The sequence below is a fragment of the Aporhodopirellula aestuarii genome (assembly GCF_023701485.1).
GTDB classification, from domain to species: Bacteria; Planctomycetota; Planctomycetia; order Pirellulales; family Pirellulaceae; genus Rhodopirellula; species Rhodopirellula aestuarii.
The window spans coordinates 46,780-63,725 of the sequence record NZ_JAMQBK010000096.1; the positions used below are offsets into that span (position 1 = coordinate 46,780).

11 protein-coding genes are annotated in these 16,946 nt (G+C 53.1%); 8 read left to right on the plus strand and 3 right to left on the minus strand.

Annotated features, from left to right (window positions below; genetic code table 11):
- Positions 1 to 25: 25 nt before the first annotated feature.
- Both NB063_RS29100 and NB063_RS29105 read left to right on the plus strand, forming a co-directional pair.
- On the plus strand, positions 26 to 808 hold the full coding sequence (locus NB063_RS29100; RefSeq protein ID WP_250932734.1) for a ParB/RepB/Spo0J family partition protein: 783 nt from the start codon (positions 26 to 28) through the stop codon (positions 806 to 808).
- Positions 809 to 1,512: 704 nt separating this feature from the next.
- Positions 1,513 to 2,931: a replication initiator protein A gene (locus NB063_RS29105; protein ID WP_250932736.1), complete on the plus strand. Its 1,419-nt coding sequence runs from the start codon at positions 1,513 to 1,515 to the stop codon at positions 2,929 to 2,931.
- A 65-nt stretch (positions 2,932 to 2,996) separates the two neighbouring features.
- On the opposite strand, the gene NB063_RS29110 is transcribed toward NB063_RS29105, so the two are convergent.
- On the minus strand, positions 2,997 to 3,341 hold the full coding sequence (locus NB063_RS29110) for a hypothetical protein (protein WP_250932739.1): 345 nt from the start codon (positions 3,339 to 3,341) through the stop codon (positions 2,997 to 2,999).
- Between the two features lie 155 nt (positions 3,342 to 3,496).
- Here NB063_RS29110 and NB063_RS29115 point away from each other — a divergent pair, with 155 nt between their 5' ends.
- Positions 3,497 to 3,745 (plus strand): hypothetical protein, encoded by a 249-nt coding sequence (locus NB063_RS29115; RefSeq protein ID WP_250932741.1) that lies wholly within the window; start codon positions 3,497 to 3,499, stop codon positions 3,743 to 3,745.
- 60 nt (positions 3,746 to 3,805) lie between these two features.
- On the opposite strand, the gene NB063_RS29120 is transcribed toward NB063_RS29115, so the two are convergent.
- On the minus strand, positions 3,806 to 4,057 hold the full coding sequence (locus tag NB063_RS29120; RefSeq protein WP_250932742.1) for a hypothetical protein: 252 nt from the start codon (positions 4,055 to 4,057) through the stop codon (positions 3,806 to 3,808).
- Between the two features lie 52 nt (positions 4,058 to 4,109).
- Positions 4,110 to 5,327: a DNA primase gene (locus NB063_RS29125; RefSeq protein WP_250932744.1), complete on the minus strand. Its 1,218-nt coding sequence runs from the start codon at positions 5,325 to 5,327 to the stop codon at positions 4,110 to 4,112.
- A gap of 54 nt (positions 5,328 to 5,381) precedes the next feature.
- Between NB063_RS29125 and NB063_RS29130 the strand changes: the two genes are divergently transcribed.
- The 5 genes from NB063_RS29130 to NB063_RS29150 all read left to right on the plus strand — a co-directional run bounded on the left by NB063_RS29130 (position 5,382) and on the right by NB063_RS29150 (position 16,892).
- A complete protein-coding gene (locus NB063_RS29130; RefSeq protein WP_250932746.1) occupies positions 5,382 to 6,263 on the plus strand; it encodes a replication-relaxation family protein in 882 nt (293 codons plus the stop codon).
- 1,063 nt (positions 6,264 to 7,326) lie between these two features.
- Entirely contained in the window at positions 7,327 to 8,745 is a 1,419-nt protein-coding gene (locus NB063_RS29135; RefSeq protein WP_250932748.1) for a type IV secretory system conjugative DNA transfer family protein, read from the plus strand.
- 19 nt (positions 8,746 to 8,764) lie between these two features.
- Positions 8,765 to 14,266 carry a carboxypeptidase regulatory-like domain-containing protein gene (locus NB063_RS29140; protein ID WP_250932750.1) on the plus strand — a complete coding sequence of 1,834 codons (5,502 nt, stop codon included), beginning with the start codon at positions 8,765 to 8,767 and terminating at the stop codon, positions 14,264 to 14,266.
- Positions 14,267 to 14,329: 63 nt separating this feature from the next.
- Complete coding sequence (locus tag NB063_RS29145) at positions 14,330 to 15,499, plus strand: tail fiber domain-containing protein (RefSeq protein WP_250932753.1); 1,170 nt, start codon at positions 14,330 to 14,332, stop codon at positions 15,497 to 15,499.
- A gap of 79 nt (positions 15,500 to 15,578) precedes the next feature.
- Positions 15,579 to 16,892, plus strand: a complete 1,314-nt coding sequence (locus NB063_RS29150; RefSeq protein WP_250932755.1) for a tail fiber domain-containing protein — start codon at positions 15,579 to 15,581, stop codon at positions 16,890 to 16,892.
- Positions 16,893 to 16,946 lie beyond the last annotated feature (54 nt).

Sequence of the window (16,946 nt, forward strand, 5' to 3'; positions counted from 1 at the left end):
GCCCGCATCTTCACATCAGGGACCCATGGAAGGCCGACGCAGGCTACATGGAGCGTTTGCGATTGACATAACTCTCATTGAACCCGATCCCAACCAGCCGCGAAAACGCATTGACCCAAACCACCTCACCGAACTGACCCAGTCGCTCAAACGCCACGGCGTACTTCAACCGATCAGCGTACGGTTGATTAAAGAAACCGGACGCTACCGCATCGTCGCGGGCGAGTGTCGCTACACAGCGGCAAGAGAAGCGGGACTTTCAGACCTACCGTGCTGGCTCAAGAGCCCGAAAGAAAACGAGGTACTTGTCGAGCAAATTGTCGAGAACTGGGTACGCAGCGATCTGAATCCATTTGAGCTAGCAGATTCATTGGCGATTCTCCGTGACGCCAATGGCTATACGCAGAAGATGCTCGCCGAAGAGACCGGCAAATCACCAGGAGAAATCTCCAAACTGTTGTCGATTCTTGGCCTCAATCCCGATGTGCAAAGCCTTGCCCGCCGTGACGAAACAGGGCGGATTTCCAAACGGCATCTGTATTCGATTTCACGGCTCCCAGCCCCAATGCAGTCCGTCGTGTTGGAAAAAGTTCAGACTCAGAATCTCACCGCTGTCGATGTTGAGCGAATTGCCGAACGGTTGAGCCGTCAACAAGAAACCGGCGACCGACGCGGGCAGCCGAAGTTTCGTCGAGCATTCAAAGTATCCCAAGGAACCGTTACGTTCTCGTTCCATTCAGATTCGGTTTCTGACAAAGACCTGCTGCATGCGTTACATCAAGTCCGACAGCAGCTGGGCGAAGACTGAAACAGTCTGTTTTACGCTTAAGCAAACGACTCTTTCTCAAAGTTTCCCGGGGAAACTGAGTGTTGAATCTCGATGATCGTCGTCGAGGCTGATCGGCGTGAATACATCACGCGACCTATTACCCCCTTCCGTCAATTCCGATTGTCGATCTGTTACAGACAAAACGTCGATGTGCTGCGGACATTTTCACCGATGAGTTACGGACATCAGCGTCCGAACCATTTCCATAGACACGCCTTGCACAAGCCGAAATCACCTGTTCGTCCGCAACTGCTGACAACATACGGACGTTTTTGGTGGTGCTGTTCACTCAATTCCATGAGGCTCGTTGCCGCATTCGGCTTTGGTTGGCCGTAAACACGCTCGTTTGCTTCCGCTTCGACAAGGAGCGGACACTCGTCGATGATTTACGGACCGTCCCAGATATCTTACGGACGCAACTTCGACGTGTTACGGACCGTTGTTCGCTGCGTTGTGGACAGATTCATTGCCAGCACATCCACAGGATTCGCTTCATTAAGAGCACCATCCGCATCCGTCCGTAAGTCATCGCCCTGTAGTGTTGTGTGTTAATAATAAACAAAAATAAACTCCCACCCAACGCGAGGGCGCGAGGAGTGACAATTGCAGCTTGGCCCGGCCCGTCACTTGTGGCAGGATTCCGGGTGTTGTCCGACATTCGCATCGCCCATCGGCAAATACCAGTGAAGTCTCGCGGACGTGATCAGCTAAATCTGATCGACTTTCCGATCGCAGGCCTTCAGTACCAGCAGCCCAAAGACAGCGAAGGAAAACGACCTGATGAACTGGTCTGCGTGATCGACTCATACGACCGAGAGCTCGACAAGGTCGTACCGCGAAAGCTGACTCGCCGGACCGCATCCAGACATGGCTTTCCGACGCCACTCGAAGACGAAGTGCTTGTCGGCTTGCTCACACTTACGCGATTGAAAAACAATTTCACATTGCCACGCATCGAATTTCGTAATGCTGAATTGTTCGACCTCATGGGTTGGCCACACAATGGATCCAGTACAACACGTCTTGGCATCGCACTTGATCGCCTGACCGGTTTGACCCTGAAGTATGAAAACTCGTGGACCACTGAAGACGGAAGCTTTGAGAAGGAATTCACGACGGGTATTCTCGAGTCATACAACTTCGCCAAACAAGTGCAGGGACGACGTTCGGGTTCGAGCGTATTCAGTTGGGTTCAGTGGGCTTCCGAAGTCTTTGCCGACATCCAGCGTGGAAACGTGAAAGAACTGAATACCGACGAGTATTTCAGCCTGCAGCTGCCTATCTCCCGCCGCATCTATCGCTTTCTCGACAAACAACTCGTACAGAATGCTCACTTCGAGATGGAGCTTACGACATTCGCCGGTCACATCGGACTGTCTGAAACCAAGCACATCGGAAAGATTAAGGAACGCTTGGCATCGGCTTTCGCTGAGCTTGAACAAATACCCTCGTTCTGCCTTCCCGCGACAGTTGAGCAGCGATTTATAAAGCGTGGCCCCGGAGATTGGTTGCTCATTGCCCATCGCTCTGCCGCTACAGAATCGCAAGCTGTTGGAACGTCCCCGACCGTTCGTACCGCTGTCGGTACCGAGGGTGCCGCGAGCCTCGTGTGTGATTTCTACACGGCGTGGAATGGCGCCACGTACCATAGGCCGACTTCACGAGAACTGGATCAGGCTCAGTCAATCATTGATACTTTCGGAATCGATGCCGCAAGTGCGGTGTTGCCGCTGGTAGTCAAGGAAATGAAACACCTTTTTCCCGAAGCGAAGGCCTTTGGTGCCACGATGCGCTATTGGGGTGACGCTCACAAGACCTATCGAAAACGACAAGAACAAGCGAAACAGCGTGCTTGTGAACACGAGGAAAATCTACAAGCATCGAAAAAGAACGAATATGAAGTACGACGCCGCGAAACGTTACGCCAGCGTTGGGAGTCGTTGTCGGAATCACGACGCGAGCAGATTCGAGTTCGTGTGCGAAGCAATTGCAGCGGAACCGTCCGTCAGTTTCTGGACCAGAAAAAATACAAAGACCCACTCGTGATGCTCGCCTGCCTTGAGTGTCTTAATGCCGACGACGCTGATCTGGCGAGTCTGTAGGCACGTCGCACGCCTCGCCGCAAAGCTGATCGCGACTGCGATCAGGCAGACGATCACCTCGGCGATCAGCAGAGCTGACTCGCTTTTGGCTTGGCGGAGCCAAGACCGCCCTCTCGACGAGGGCAAGCACTCGCGGGACTATCGCCCGCGACGCCCCCGCTTTCGACAACGCCGCGACTCGTTCCTCGTCGACAGGCTGCTACAGCGGGGGCGTCGCGGCCTCCTTCGTCGGCCCGCTCCTGCTTGCCGCACACCACTCTCCCGCCCAAGGCGGCGCCGCTGTCAGCCGACTGGCTGACGTTCAACTCGCTCCACTCACCTCGCACCTCTGTCCGCTCAATGAGTTCGAGGACGTCGAAAGCGAAATACGTCAGCGTTGCGATTCCTTCGATTGCCTCAGACTTGTCCACCGAAAATGACTGCCGCCGAGAGGCGGCAGCAGCGGACCGCACATCTCCTCACCAGCACTTTTGCTTGCGCCCTCGACCGATCAGTGGCATTGTTGCGTTTCCAGCAACTGTGCTGGAAACGTAAGTCCCGCTCCTTAACGTGAAAGGGTTTAGTGATGGCGAAGAAACCGCCCGAGAAGGTCTTCCGAATCGGCCATGTGTCGGCCAGCGTCTTTCTGAATGACGCCGCAACGGACAGCGGTTCACGCAGCTTTCGCAGTGTGAACATTCAGCGCTCGTACCGGGATGGCGATGAAACAAAGTTCGTTTCATCATTCACAATGGCCGACCTTCCGCAGGCCATCCGAGTTCTGCAACTTGCTCAGCAGTACGTTGAGCAGGCCGAAGCCGAGTTCGGTGGATGACACAACCACACGCAATGGACTTGCAACGCGACGGGCCGAATTATCGGTCCGTCGCATTCCTTACGCTTCGTCTGAGGCAGCTTCACTTTGCGTGCCACCTAGACATCGTAGTGTCTTGGGTTCTTCTTCCGTCGGAGGCTCGTTTGCACAGACTCGCAGAATACTTGCATAGTCGAACGGGTACGGCCATGGCAGCGAATCCAAGGCTTCCGGCTCACCAAACTCGATTTCTTCTGCGAACCTCACACAGTGTTCATAGATTTCTCGTGTGATGACGAATTCTTCGCCGGGTTCAAGACCTTGCTTACTCACGCGTCGTTTCTCCGATGGCTTGGCATCACTTCTTGCCGCCTTTTTTCTGCGACTAACCTTTGCTCATAATTTTATCATCTAGTCGCCTTCGTAGCACCTTCCACTCCTCAAAAGAAAGGGATTCTGGTTGACGCGAGGCAAAACGCCCGCAGTCAGTTTGAGAGGACCACCCAAGTTTGATTGACAGGCCTTCCAGCTGATGCAGCTTCCAAAGCAGGCTCCTAACGCCGTCTTCACCTTCGGGATCTGTGTCAGGCATCAGGACCACGTTTCCGCCGGCAACCTGCCGAGCGAATCGAGCAATTTTATTGACTTGTACGTCAGTCGCTTTATTGGAACACAGGCCGACGGCCGCCACATCGAAACAGTCCAGACGAATGACGTCGTTCGGCCCCTCTACGACCACCAGGCCAATGGTACTCAGTGCCTCGTCCAGCCGCCCGTCTACTAATCGCTCGCGACCCTGCTGCCCGTAAAGCTCCAAACCTCGATGAAAGCCCTTTACGAAGCGATGTTTCATCGGCTTTCCCTTTTCGGGTCGCCCCTTGCGTTCCCACTCAAAACAATGCTGTTCAAACGCAGGATCTCGACCGAAATACGAAAGAATTTCAGCCTTCTCGTTTTCATAGGCATACACAATGCGTCCCCGGAGCAATCCCTTCGCGGAATTCGGCAGATAGCCAAGCTTCCAGCGGCGCGCCACCTCGGGCGTCAGCCACGGTCGCTTGCGGAAATATGTTGCCGCCGCGGGGTTCATCTGATCGACATCAACAAGCAATTGTTGGTGAAGTGTTACCAATTCGCGGGCCCGAATATTTGCTGAGTCTTTCAGTGGAACATTGTGCTCCGGCTTTGACGGATTCACCACAGCCGACGACGTCAGCGGTCTTGCTTTGGTCTCTTCGGATAAAGCTTTGGGCGGTTCGCCGGTCAGCACGCGAAGCAATTGAACGGCTTCTCTGAATTCGGACCCTCGGAGCTTACCACCTTGAGGCGGCTTTCGTTTTTCCAGCCCCCAAAGCAACGTCAATAGGTTCCCTCGTACGCCGCACGAATGACAGTAGATCCGCTTCGCGACGTCTGAAACGTTGACCGTGAGCGTCCCGTACGAACTGTCAGCGCAGGATTCATTGAACACACAGGGCATGCGATGTTCGCCCAGGTTGTTCTGAGGAAGTGATTGACCGTATTGCAAAAGCACACGTTCAACCGGGGTCTCCGCAATGAGTTCGTCGACGTCTTTCATGTAGGGTGCATTTTGAAAAGCCATCAAGTCGAAACGGAAGGAAATAGTTCAAATTGATGCTACGCTGGTCCGCATCTGATGACAACGACTTCCCCCCAGCTTCACATCACCGATCGAGACCTCGAACTGCTCGGTGCTATCGAACTTCACCCGTTAACGGCGGAACAGCTTCTTCGTCTCAGCAACACTTTCCGTCAGCCATTTACCCAACTTCGCCTGCTTCAAAGACGCCTTAAGCGCCTTGCGGATTCGGGCATCATTCGTAGTTGGCCCTATTCGACGACAACCGGAGCTTCTCCACATTACTTCAAGCTAAACCGAACCGGCTTTCGGCTGCTGCATGGCGAATACGAGCCCTTGCCGAAGCGGCGGTACTTTGAGGCGATCGCTGCCGGGCATCATCATCATACTCGGTGTTTGGGTGACGTCCTTGTTCACGTTCTCAACAACATCATCAGCAGCGGTGCAGTGCTCCAGAATTTCACGCGTGAGAACAGTTGTCGTATAGACGCTGATGGGTTCATTTTATTTCCGGACTGCACTTTTCAACTGTCACTGCAGTCTGGCCACAAGTTTCGTTACTTTGTTGAGCTGGATAACGGGACCGAACGAATTCGATCCGCGATTCACACCGAGTCGATCGAACGAAAGATTCGCGGCTACGACGCATACCAATCTCAATTTGATGCTCTCGACCCGCTGCGTCCGGTCGTGCTGTTCATCACGACTCGCAGTAGCGAACGAACACGTCACATTCTGGCCGCAGCTCGCAAGACGATGCGAAATCCGAAGCGGACCGTATTTCTGGTGACTGACTTACGAACGTTTCTCTCTGCCGCCGATCCGATCAGTGACGTCTGTCTGACGGATAATCGTGGCCGACAACGAGGATTGGTACCTGCGCAAAGCAAGATTTCGTCACCGTCAAAGTCAATCGCGCTGGCACCGGCGTTGTGCTAATCTCTGGTACCCTGTCGGGAGGCTATTCCCGAGCCGGCATTGTTCGCCGACGAGCGGACACTGTTTTCTTCCCACGCCAGACGCGTTTCGACTGGTGTCGTCGGTGTGGCGCACCGTCGACCCATCGATCCTTGCGGGCCATATGTGCCCCGTGTTCCGGGAAGCGGTCGCCGAGTGATGGAAGCACGGCCACGGCAGGCCCCGCCCCAACGGCACAAGGCAGATGTCCGAGGGGCGGGTTCCCAAATTCAACTCTGTGCGTATCCGCATTCAACCGCCGGCACTGTGTGATCGCGGCCCTCGCAGTGTCGAAGCCATGCTCGACGCATTGCATCAAGCCAATCCTCATCGTCGCCCGTTAACTCTGGAGATTGGATCTGCAGCTGGCGAGATCGCATTTTTTGCAGATGTGCCAGCCGAGTTAAAAGCCACCTTCCTCGAAGAACTACAGGATGCCTTTCCGGGCGTCAGTGTCGAGATTATTCCTTCGACGGAAAAGAAAGATGGTCGCAAGTCTTCGTCTGTCTGCCTGGTACTTGCACCTGATGTCTTTCCAATTCGCATGTTTCACGAATTTGATGATTTGCGGGAACGTGCTCGGCACGATCCTCTGGCAGGCATTCTCGCGCAGCTTCGACCAACTGCCACGTCAAGCGCAAGGCTTCGTATTACGGTTCGTCCCGCAACAGTTAGGCAACGCATGCGAGCGGCCTGTCGCGTTGAACAATTGGGACGGTTTTTCGCGTGGGATCGCATAAGACGATTGCATTACGCCCTTTGCACAAGCCCGCTACTTAGCGAACGAGCAGTGGCTCGGCTGTGCCGTACTCTTTCCCGCCGGCGTCGCGTGGCATTTCCCGGAGTCACTGACAAACTCAGCCGTCACTTATTTGACACGACGATTGTTGTGTCGGTTTCTGCATCCAACCTGGTGACAGATCGAGTCGCTGAGCGAACTGCTGAAGTGATCGGAGCATTTGGGCGATTCACCTCGGCGAACGCATGGTTTCGAACGCTACAAGCAAAAACCAATCGACCATTGAGAAGATTGCCGTCTTGTCTGATGAATGCATCCGAGTTGGCGACGCTCTGGCATATTCCGACCGCAAGTAGCGAAGTCGCCAAACTGAGTCGTGCCGGAGTACGAGAGCTGGAACCGCCGCGACTGCTTCCGTCGAAACAAACAAATAACAGCGACATGACCGAACTTGGCCGCGTGCGATTTCGGGGCGAGAGACGGCGATTTGGAATTCTCACAGACGATCTCCGCAGGCATCTTTTCGTCTGTGGACGCACTGGAACCGGCAAGAGCACGCTCATCCGATCGATGGTCGGTGACGCGATGCGATCAGGTAAAAGCGTTTGCGTAATCGATCCACACGGCGATCTGGTTGATGCCATCCTCGATGATGTGCCGCGGCATCGCACCAACGATGTTATCCTTTTCTCTGCCGCCGACCGCGACTGTCCCGTCGCGTTCAATCCGCTTTATTGTGAGTCAGTCGAGCAGCGCCCGCTCATTGCCGACAGCATCGTGGTTTCGTTGAAGAAACTATATGGCGATTCCTGGGGGCCGCGACTTGAACAGATCTTGCGTAACAGTGTCCTGGCACTGCTGGAACAGGACGATGCGACGCTGCTTTCGGTGCAGCGACTACTGACGAGCAAAGCCTGGCGAAAGTCATGCGTTTCCCGGATCAGCGATCCGGTCATTCGGGGATTCTGGGTCGACATCTTTGGGACGTGGAATGATCGGTTTCGCGAAGAAGCCGTATCACCCGTGCTCAACAAGCTCGACGCATTCCTGGCCAGCCCGATCGCCCGAGCCATCACCTGTCAGCCGAAGTCAACGATTCGGATTCGATCAATCCTCGACAACCCAAAGTCGATCTTTCTCTGTAATCTTTCCAAGGGGCTCATTGGTGAGCAAACCAGCAATGTCCTCGGCGGCTTTCTTGTGGCCGCGATTCAGACAGCGGCGTTAAGTCGCGCCGATGTGCCTGAGGATCAACGCACCGACGTTCAAGTCTACATCGACGAGTTTCATTCGTTTGTTTCCGCCGGAAATAGCAGTTTCGCAACAATTCTTTCTGAGAGCCGAAAATACCGAGTCAGCTTTGCCGCACTGGCGACACAGTTTCTGGAACAGATCGATGAGGAGACACTATCGGCCGTTTTGGGCAACTGTGGCTCAACCGTAGCCTTTCGCAGCGGGATTCGAGACGCGGAGACGCTCGCAATGCATTTGGGAGGATGCGTTACACCTGATGACATCGTGAATCTGCCAAACTTCACCGCTTACGCCAAACTGCTGATGCGCGGTGAACCGAGCCGGTCGCCATTTCTTATGAACACAATCCGCACCAAATCAACGCCCGCAGGTAGACGGCAGATCGTCGAACGTGTTTCGCGGCAGAAGTACGGTGTCGCACGGCCCCATTCCTTAGGCGAATCGCACCCTCTTCGGCTTTCTTCGGCTTGAAAACGATTGCGGACAGAAGGTGCGCGGGGTAGGGTGGCCATTACAAAACATTTACCTGGTTGGTCCGATGACTAGACTCGCAGGAGTGACAATGCTTGTTACCACATCGCATCTTAATTTTCGGTTTATTTCCGTGGCACGTATGTCATTATTCTGCGTGAGCTTGACCGCGACCCTTTTTGCTTCGAATGCTGCCAATGCACAGGACCAACCGTTGCTGAGGACGGTTGTTCAGAGCGACGCCGATGTCTCACCGGTGGGCAACTTCCCAGGACCAGAGGATATCGACATCGATGACGATGCCAATATCGACAGGGGCACGTGGACTCACCCGGATGCAATTGACAATAGTGTACAGTCACTGATTCTTTTCCACCCGGACGTCAACTCCCACGACATTCTTCTCCAGAACTTTGGGGGCGGCGAATTGACCTTTGACGCCAAGTGGACTGGCGCGCAATGGTTAACGCTGAAGCTACAAGGCAATGAAGAAGGAAGCCCGTCCGCTTCGGGTTCCCTTCAGAACACTCCGACGACTCTAACTTTGGTCGCTAATCGAAAAGGGCTCCCCGGTGGAACTCGCCAAACTGGCGATCTTAAGATCACCGCAAAGGCAGGCGATCAAAATGTGGGCGAGAGAACGTTCAGAATTGCCGTTGACGTCCCGGACTTTGAAGGCGATTTCCGAGGATTTGGGCGAGTTACCCATGTCAACGGGCAGTTGGCGGATTTACCAGCCGTCGACATTCACATGAGCGTCTTCAGAGCTGCGGACGGCACGATTCGCGGAAAAATCAATTCAGACGAGTCACTTACTTTTCCAGCGGACGTTCCGGTTTCCGGGGCTATCATTTTTTCAGGAACGAATCGCTTTAAACTTGCCGGCTCTTATCGACTCGACGGAGCGTCTCCAACGTTGGAGTACGACAAGACCGAGCTGAATCCGTTCCTCTCCGAACTTAGACGCGAAATTACGCTTGTCGGGGAAACCGATGCCAATAATCCACAACGAGTGATTGGACAATACACTGAGATCATTTCTGGAATTTCGTCTGAGCCACTGCGTCTGACGGGCACATTCGCCCTCGACAGAATCAGATCAGCTCCTGGCAAGAGAGAGCGTGCAATCGGTACGTGGACACCTTCAAATTTGGTCGAGGGGCTGATCCGAGACGGCGAAACAACATCGGCGGCAATTGACATTGACGAGCGGGTGCTCATTGACGACGTCCGTGTTCATGTCGACATCGCTCATCCGCGAACAAAGGATTTGGTCATCAATCTCGTTGGTCCGGATCCAGACGGTGAAGGTCCAATTGAGCCGAAACGTGTAACGCTATGCAAAGATGTTAGCGGCGAAGATCTCAACGGCACGTACCCAACCGACTTCTACCCAAAGGACGGGAAAGAAGCACTGAGTGTTTTTCGGGGCAGGTTTTCGGATGATCACGGATTCTGGCAGCTGTCAGCGGGTAGATGGACGCTAGAGATCCAGGACGTCGCCGACGGCCCTGGCGCCACACAGCGACTTAAAGAATGGCGATTGGAAGTTGACGGCCCGCAAGTTTATTCCGTGTCGGGAAAAGTAACCGATGCTTCCGCCGGAAATGCACCTCTTGCAGATGCGCAAGTCACAATTTCCGGAGGTGCCTTTAACCCTTCTCCGGTGACAGGTGACGATGGCACCTTCAAGGTTGATCTGTTGAGCCCTCATTTTTATCAAGTTACGTCTGGCAAATCTGGCTACAAATCGAAGTCCGAAACCATTTTCATTTCCAAAAACCATGCGATCAACTTCTCACTCGCGAAAACAGAAATCGTAGGATTCGTTCCTCAAGACGACGAAGCGTTTGCTGCCACTACTGACGATCTTCAACCGGCACAGGAGGGTTCGACGCAGTTCGTAACGACGTCCATCATGCTCGCTTCCGCGTTGGTTAATTTTCAGCCACCGGAACCTAAGCCGGGGCGATTACTTGGAGGATACAACCTGTTCACTTCTGGTGGCGTGCTGCCGAGTACTGCAGTTCCCAGCCTTTCACTGAAGGGCTACATGCTCGATGCAACCACTTTCGACAATGACAGGCACCCGAAGACTTCAGTGGCTCGGCCGTTTCCTCAAGTGGAGGATACGGACGTCAGCCTCGTACCACTGCCGCCACAGAATCCCCTTGCTCTACTGCCTGGTGACGGCGCATATGTGAGTCCGTTCGAACCTGACCCAGATGGCCTTGATCGCAAGAATTATCGCATGCGCTGTAGTCTCGGCGGACAGTGGTTTAACCCTAACCTGGCGGGCATCGTTGACGTAGGAAGTCGCGCAGGCAACTTACATCTGGTCGTCGGATCGCGTGTGTTCGGCACGAACTGGACACCAACCGGCGACGCCGACAGTGGGTCATCGGATTTTGCTGGTGGCTTCGGCTTAATCGATGGAAGCTTCAGGCTGCTGGATGCCGACTCACCCCCTGCATTGCAATTGCTCGCCTTTACGTTCGACGATCTGGCCAGCGTGCCGACGGGCCAGCAGTTCATTGAATCGTTGAAGGAAGGAGCGGAGCACCTAGCGAACGGAAGGCGTTATCGAAGTACGGTGAAATTCGTTAACGGTAACCGTAGCGTAACGCTCGACCAATTGAGAGCTTTGTACGACGCGAAAGTGGGTGCAACAGACATGGTGTCGGCAGATCATCTAGTACATGCCGTTGCGACGTTTCGTGACTTGTTGGAAGGTTACGACATGGCGAAACCTGCCGTCCAGGAGGAATTCGACGAAATTCTCCTGTCGCACTTGCCATCGTCGGTGGTCAGCACAACACCCAGAGAACGACTAAGTGAGCTTCTTTCGCAAAGCGTGAATGATTTGCTACGTGGTCAGTCGCTGCTGGGCAACCATTTTTTCCGCGAGGCGATTCAAATCGTCCTACCGCTGAATCTCGACAGTGATTCGGATGTCGACAAGCCGAAGTTTCGGGTAAAGAACCCAGCCTTGAAAGAGCAACCCAAGTATGAGGAAGCCATCGCAGCCTACGAACACGGATTGAAGGTAGCGATGTTGATCTACCAACGCTCAGCGGTTCGGGATGCCATTCGTAGTTCCGGGACGGCATTGCCGGACTTCCCGCAGTTCGTTCGGATTAAGTATCCTACTGCGGCACCTTATCCGTCCCCGGAACAATGGGGCATTAATCCGGAAAACGTACTTGCTGAAGGCGCGCAAATGACACGAGCGCTCCGTCAATGGTCTTTGGCACATATTGGCGTGGCGAGTCGCCTTTACTTGCTGTCAGCCGGCGACATCACACCTGACGGTGAACTACCGCCCAAGGCACAGGATGCTGTACTTCTGCTCAAACGAGTTGGGCATGGTGCATACCTGCAGGCAGCTCTCCTGGCATCTCGTCAGGATCGCGAGTCCTATCAACGGAATCTCGGCCTGGAAATCAATAGTAACGTCCTGTTGGCGCGAGACACATTCGATTCATTGAATCGGCGACTTCCGCCAATGGGGCGGTCAAGGGATTTCATTTCATCTGCTGACGTTCGAACGTTTCTGCGTCGAGCGCAAAAAGCTGTTGTCGAAGCGATTCACTTCGAAAAGGAGGCGCGGTTGAAAACAAATTTCGTGGATATCAACAAGCGCGATGCATTTGTCAATGAACTGAAAGAGCAGCAGGCCCGATTCAAAGCGCCACTCGAAGAACTGGCTGGCATTGATGTCGAGAACGACCATGTCACAGTGAACGGCGCTGAAGTCACATTAAGCAACCTTCGTTCGCCAACTGACATTAAGTACTTCAACAACGAAGTGTTGCGGCGAATGCAACGCCTCTTGGGTAATCCAAAGGGCTACGATCCCAGCGACAACGCAAACGATTTAGGAACGATTGGAGCTGCCATTCTCCGATTAGACAACGCACAGATCGGTGTTAGAAAAGCGAAAGACGATCTCGGTCTCATCCCTCGTTTCGTTGCGATCGAAGAAAAACGGGCTGGAGTAATAAAGGTTGCGGTAAACAAACAAGGCGACACTGTAAGAGCTTTGGAATTGGCTGTCGCGGCATTCAACAGTGTGAAGGTTTCCGCGTCCAAAACGGCAGGCATTGGTTCGCAAGGCCCATTTGTTCAGGGGTCGGTAACAGTTGCCGTTGATGTGGGAGTCTTGCCGACAGCATTGCTAAGGAACGAACAAAACCGAGCTGTGCAGATGCGTGAGATAGCTACGCTTGACGCAAATCGAGATGCGACAGTATCAAAACTATTGTTGCAAATGTCGGGTGCGACACTCAATGTCGAAAAAGCGGCAAATGAAGCACTGGCGGCGAACGCCGCCCTGCAGGATGAGATTGGCCGCATGTATCGATTAACCGATGACCTGCATCGAGCCCAGTTGACCGCCGATACCGCTTGGTACAACGATCCAACCTACACCATTGAAATGACAGTCGCTCAGTCTTACGCGCGCGACAAACTTCAGGCGGCAGTGATCCGGGTGTATGATCTCGCGCGTGCCATGGGGTACGCATGGGGAGAAGATTATTTGAGTCCAGTCAAAGACAAGGGCACGCCTCCAAGAATCGGAAACGTGGTCCATGCAGGATTGGAGTTCTGGGAACTTACCAGTGTTGATGACCTGTTCACTATCACCAACGCACAGCAGTGCGCTGACGCACTCGAAGCGTTAGAAAACTGGGATTTCCTCCTTCGACACGGTGAAGCCGGAGGAGACCTCACTCCGTTTCGGCAGTCAAATGGCTCAAACGAAGTAGCTCGAGTCTTGTCGCTGCGTAAAGATCTCTTGAATCTTAAGAATCATCCGATCGCGAGACAGAAGGAATTGCTACGCGAATATATTCGGAAGAATACATTTGGAACCAATAATAGCTTCTTGTTGCGGTTTCCGATTAGCCTCGAAGTGTACGAATACTTTGATCCGGATCCCGGTGACGAGATCCCTGGTTTGCATGTCAATCCCCACTTCGACCCAAACAATTGGAACCAGACAATCGATGCAATTGCAGTGCGAGTCGTGCCCGATCAGCTAGGCCAGTTCTATCGGGATCCGACACAGGCGAAGGACGTTCCGCAGTTTTGGCTGGCCATGACAGGCGAAACGACGAAGAGAACTTACTTCGCGCAGCCCGAGACCAACGCGGCTGTTGGTGGAGGCGATGCCCTGAAGCGGATAACGATTCCGGAATTTCAGCGGCTCAATCTCCTTACGAGCTCTGGACAGATTGACCACTCAAACAAATTTGTCGATAGCTTTCTCGCGTCGGTCGAAAGCGTGGAACCAATCGGCGGATGGCCGACAACATACCTGAAATCTGGCACCAGCACGTACTACCATCTTAAATCCAAGATCAGGAACCTTCCGGTCGGAGCAACAGACTGGTATTTGGTGTTTAACGGCAGTGATACACGCAACCACAACATTGACATTACTAAGATTAATGATGTTGAAATCTACATCCGGTACAACCATGGGCCGCCCCCGGAAATTTTCGGAATCGATAATTAGTCCAGCGTTCCCGAAAGCAACCTGAACATTTACCGTGGCACATCAACGTATTGGAGCTGTCGAATGAAAACTCAGATCGTACTCATGCTTGTCAGCGTCTGCTTTTGCACGATGGCGACCGCCCAGGAATCTGCGAGATTGCTTCCATTCCAGGGCCATCTGACACAACCAAAGATGGGTAGCCCCGGCAAATATGAACCAGTTGCTAACGGCAAGTACTCCATCCTGATGTCACTGTACACGGAACCGACTGGTGGAACGCGTATCTGGGATGAAAGCCACAAAGATGTCCCGGTCGTGAACGGGTTAGTGAATCTAATAGCAGGCTCGATTAAGCCGCTGCCAGCCGGTGAGGTCTTTGGGAATGTCATTTTTGTGGGAATCACAATTGACGAGGACGGCGATCCAACGACGCCTGATCTGGAAATGGTGCCGCGTCAACAGTTGATCCCGGCGCTTTTTGCCCATTCTGCATTCAAAGCAAAGGAGGCGAAGCGCGCGGATATTGCGAAAGAATCAGGCCATGCTACGACAGCTGATTTCGCGAAAGAAGCCCAGCACGCGGCAGTTGCTGATAAGGCATCGAAAGCGGACACCGCGACTAAGGCCACCTCTGCGACCTCTGCGACGAAGGCCGCAAATGCAGACAAATTGGAAGGACATGCGTGGAGTGAAGTGTTTCCAAAATCCGGGGGGCAACTGGGCGGTCAGTTGATACTCCATGGGAAGGGTATGCGTTTGGGTAAAGCGTCAATTCACTTTTCTCAAAAGGCTTTTAATTTTCCGGATCGAACAGTCATCGATCCAGGTGAACGCCTTGACGTATCGGGCGGTGTCCTCGTTAGCGGAAATACCACAGTCAAAAAAATTCTGGATGTAGAAGGGCCCTTCATAAGGGCCAACAAAGCGAAGATCTTGTGCAAAAGCCTGGTAGAAGTGTCTAGCCGCGATATTAAGGAGGACGTCTCCCTTCTAACGCCTGATTGCGCAGCGGCAATACTCGAGCAATTGGAACCGGTTTCGTTTCGATACAAAGGAAGCGACAACGAGAAACATCTCGGCTTCATTGCGGAAGACACTCCAAGACCAGTGAGCGATGTGGACGGTAAGGCCATTCAGATCACAGAAGTGGTAACCGTGCTCACTAAGGTTGTTCAGACACAGCAGAAACAAATTGACCAACTTATGGCTGAGATTGCTCACCTGAAACATACCAGAACCACGTCCAACTGATCGAATCTAATATGCCCGAATCGATTAAATCACAAGCTTGCCTGCAAGCGACTTACTCTCAACAACTTTGGAGTTTCCAATGAACGTCAGATGGTTGGTTTTGTGTTTCAGCATCTGTGCTTCAACGATTGCCACTGCTCAGGAACCAGCTCGCTTGCTTCCATTTCAAGGGCACCTGACCAAGCCAAAAGAAGGCGCTGTGAACAAATACGAACCCGTCGCCACCGGGTCGTACACAATCCTCGTTTCCCTCTATTCATCGCCGGAAGGTGGACAAGGTTTGGTGTGGGGCCCCGAGCGTCAAGAGAACATCCCGGTCGTCAACGGTTTGGTAAATTTGCTGATTGGTTCCAACAAAGCGTTCCCAGCCGATCCGAAGTTCTTCGCTCAGACACTGTTTGTCGGGGTGACCGTTGATAAGGACAATGATCCACTGACGCCTGATCTCGAAATGGTGCCGCGGCAGCAATTGTTACCGGCACTGTTCGCTCATGGAGCGAAACATGCCCTGCGTGCCGACATTGCGACAAACTCCGAAAATTCACAATTGGCGGCTTCGGCCACTAATGCGATCAATTCCGATAAGCTTGGCGGGCAAACGCTAAACCAGATTAAGGAACTCGTCAATACGGCCGCAGGTTCAGCTGTGCCAATATCGGGAGGTTCAATTGCTGGATCGCTCGACGTGAAAAAGGGAATCACCTCAACTCGCCTCGATCTTGGGAATCAAGCTGCACTTTCTCTCTTTGAAAAAACTAACGTCGAAGAAGTTGAACGCTATCTTGTGATTCGTGGGGCAGAGGGAAACTACGCGATTGGAGGGGGTGAGTTTGAAAAACGAATAGGTATAAGGATTCAAGGGGTCACCGTCTTTGAGAATAATGTTAGAGCTCCGGATCTGAGTGCACGTAATATTAACTGTTCTGTTGTAGTCGGAGCTAGGGTAGCAGCGTCAGAATATGTTCAGACACGCCGACTCGAAACCCCAACCATCTCTACTACCTTGGCTAGAGGTGTTCCCCTAGTGATCAAACATTACGTGCAAATTGACGGAGCCTGTAAAGCCAGCAGCTTTACGGAAACATCATCTCGGGAACTCAAACGTGATGTCAAGCCACTATCAACCCATGAAGCGGCGAAAACGCTAAGAGAACTTAATCCAGTGTCATTCGAGTATATATCTGATGAGAAGGGTGATAGGCAATTTGGATTCATCGCCGAGGAAGTTCCAGCAGCATGCTCTACCAGCGACCGCAAGTCAGTTCAGTTGATGGAGATGATCGCGGTGTTGACTAAAGTGGTTCAGCAACAGGCTGAATCGGTTGACGAACTCAACGGACGAGTCAAGAAACTTGAATTATTATTGCAGGCCAACAAACCACGCATCAAATAGTGCCTGGGTTGTCCGCTGATTGAATATCTATTTGGGTTTGAGTAGTGCGGAATG

Excerpts from the sequence above, each read along its gene's own strand:
- NB063_RS29100 (WP_250932734.1), top strand. The coding sequence starts at position 26 with ATGGAAGGCCGACGCAGGCTACATGGAGCGTTTGCGATTGACATAACT.
- NB063_RS29115 (WP_250932741.1), top strand. The coding sequence starts at position 3,497 with ATGGCGAAGAAACCGCCCGAGAAGGTCTTCCGAATCGGCCATGTGTCG.
- NB063_RS29125 (WP_250932744.1), bottom strand. The coding sequence starts at position 5,327 with ATGGCTTTTCAAAATGCACCCTACATGAAAGACGTCGACGAACTCATT.
- NB063_RS29130 (WP_250932746.1), top strand. The coding sequence starts at position 5,382 with ATGACAACGACTTCCCCCCAGCTTCACATCACCGATCGAGACCTCGAA.
- NB063_RS29135 (WP_250932748.1), top strand. The coding sequence starts at position 7,327 with ATGAATGCATCCGAGTTGGCGACGCTCTGGCATATTCCGACCGCAAGT.
- NB063_RS29145 (WP_250932753.1), top strand. The coding sequence starts at position 14,330 with ATGAAAACTCAGATCGTACTCATGCTTGTCAGCGTCTGCTTTTGCACG.
- NB063_RS29150 (WP_250932755.1), top strand. The coding sequence starts at position 15,579 with ATGAACGTCAGATGGTTGGTTTTGTGTTTCAGCATCTGTGCTTCAACG.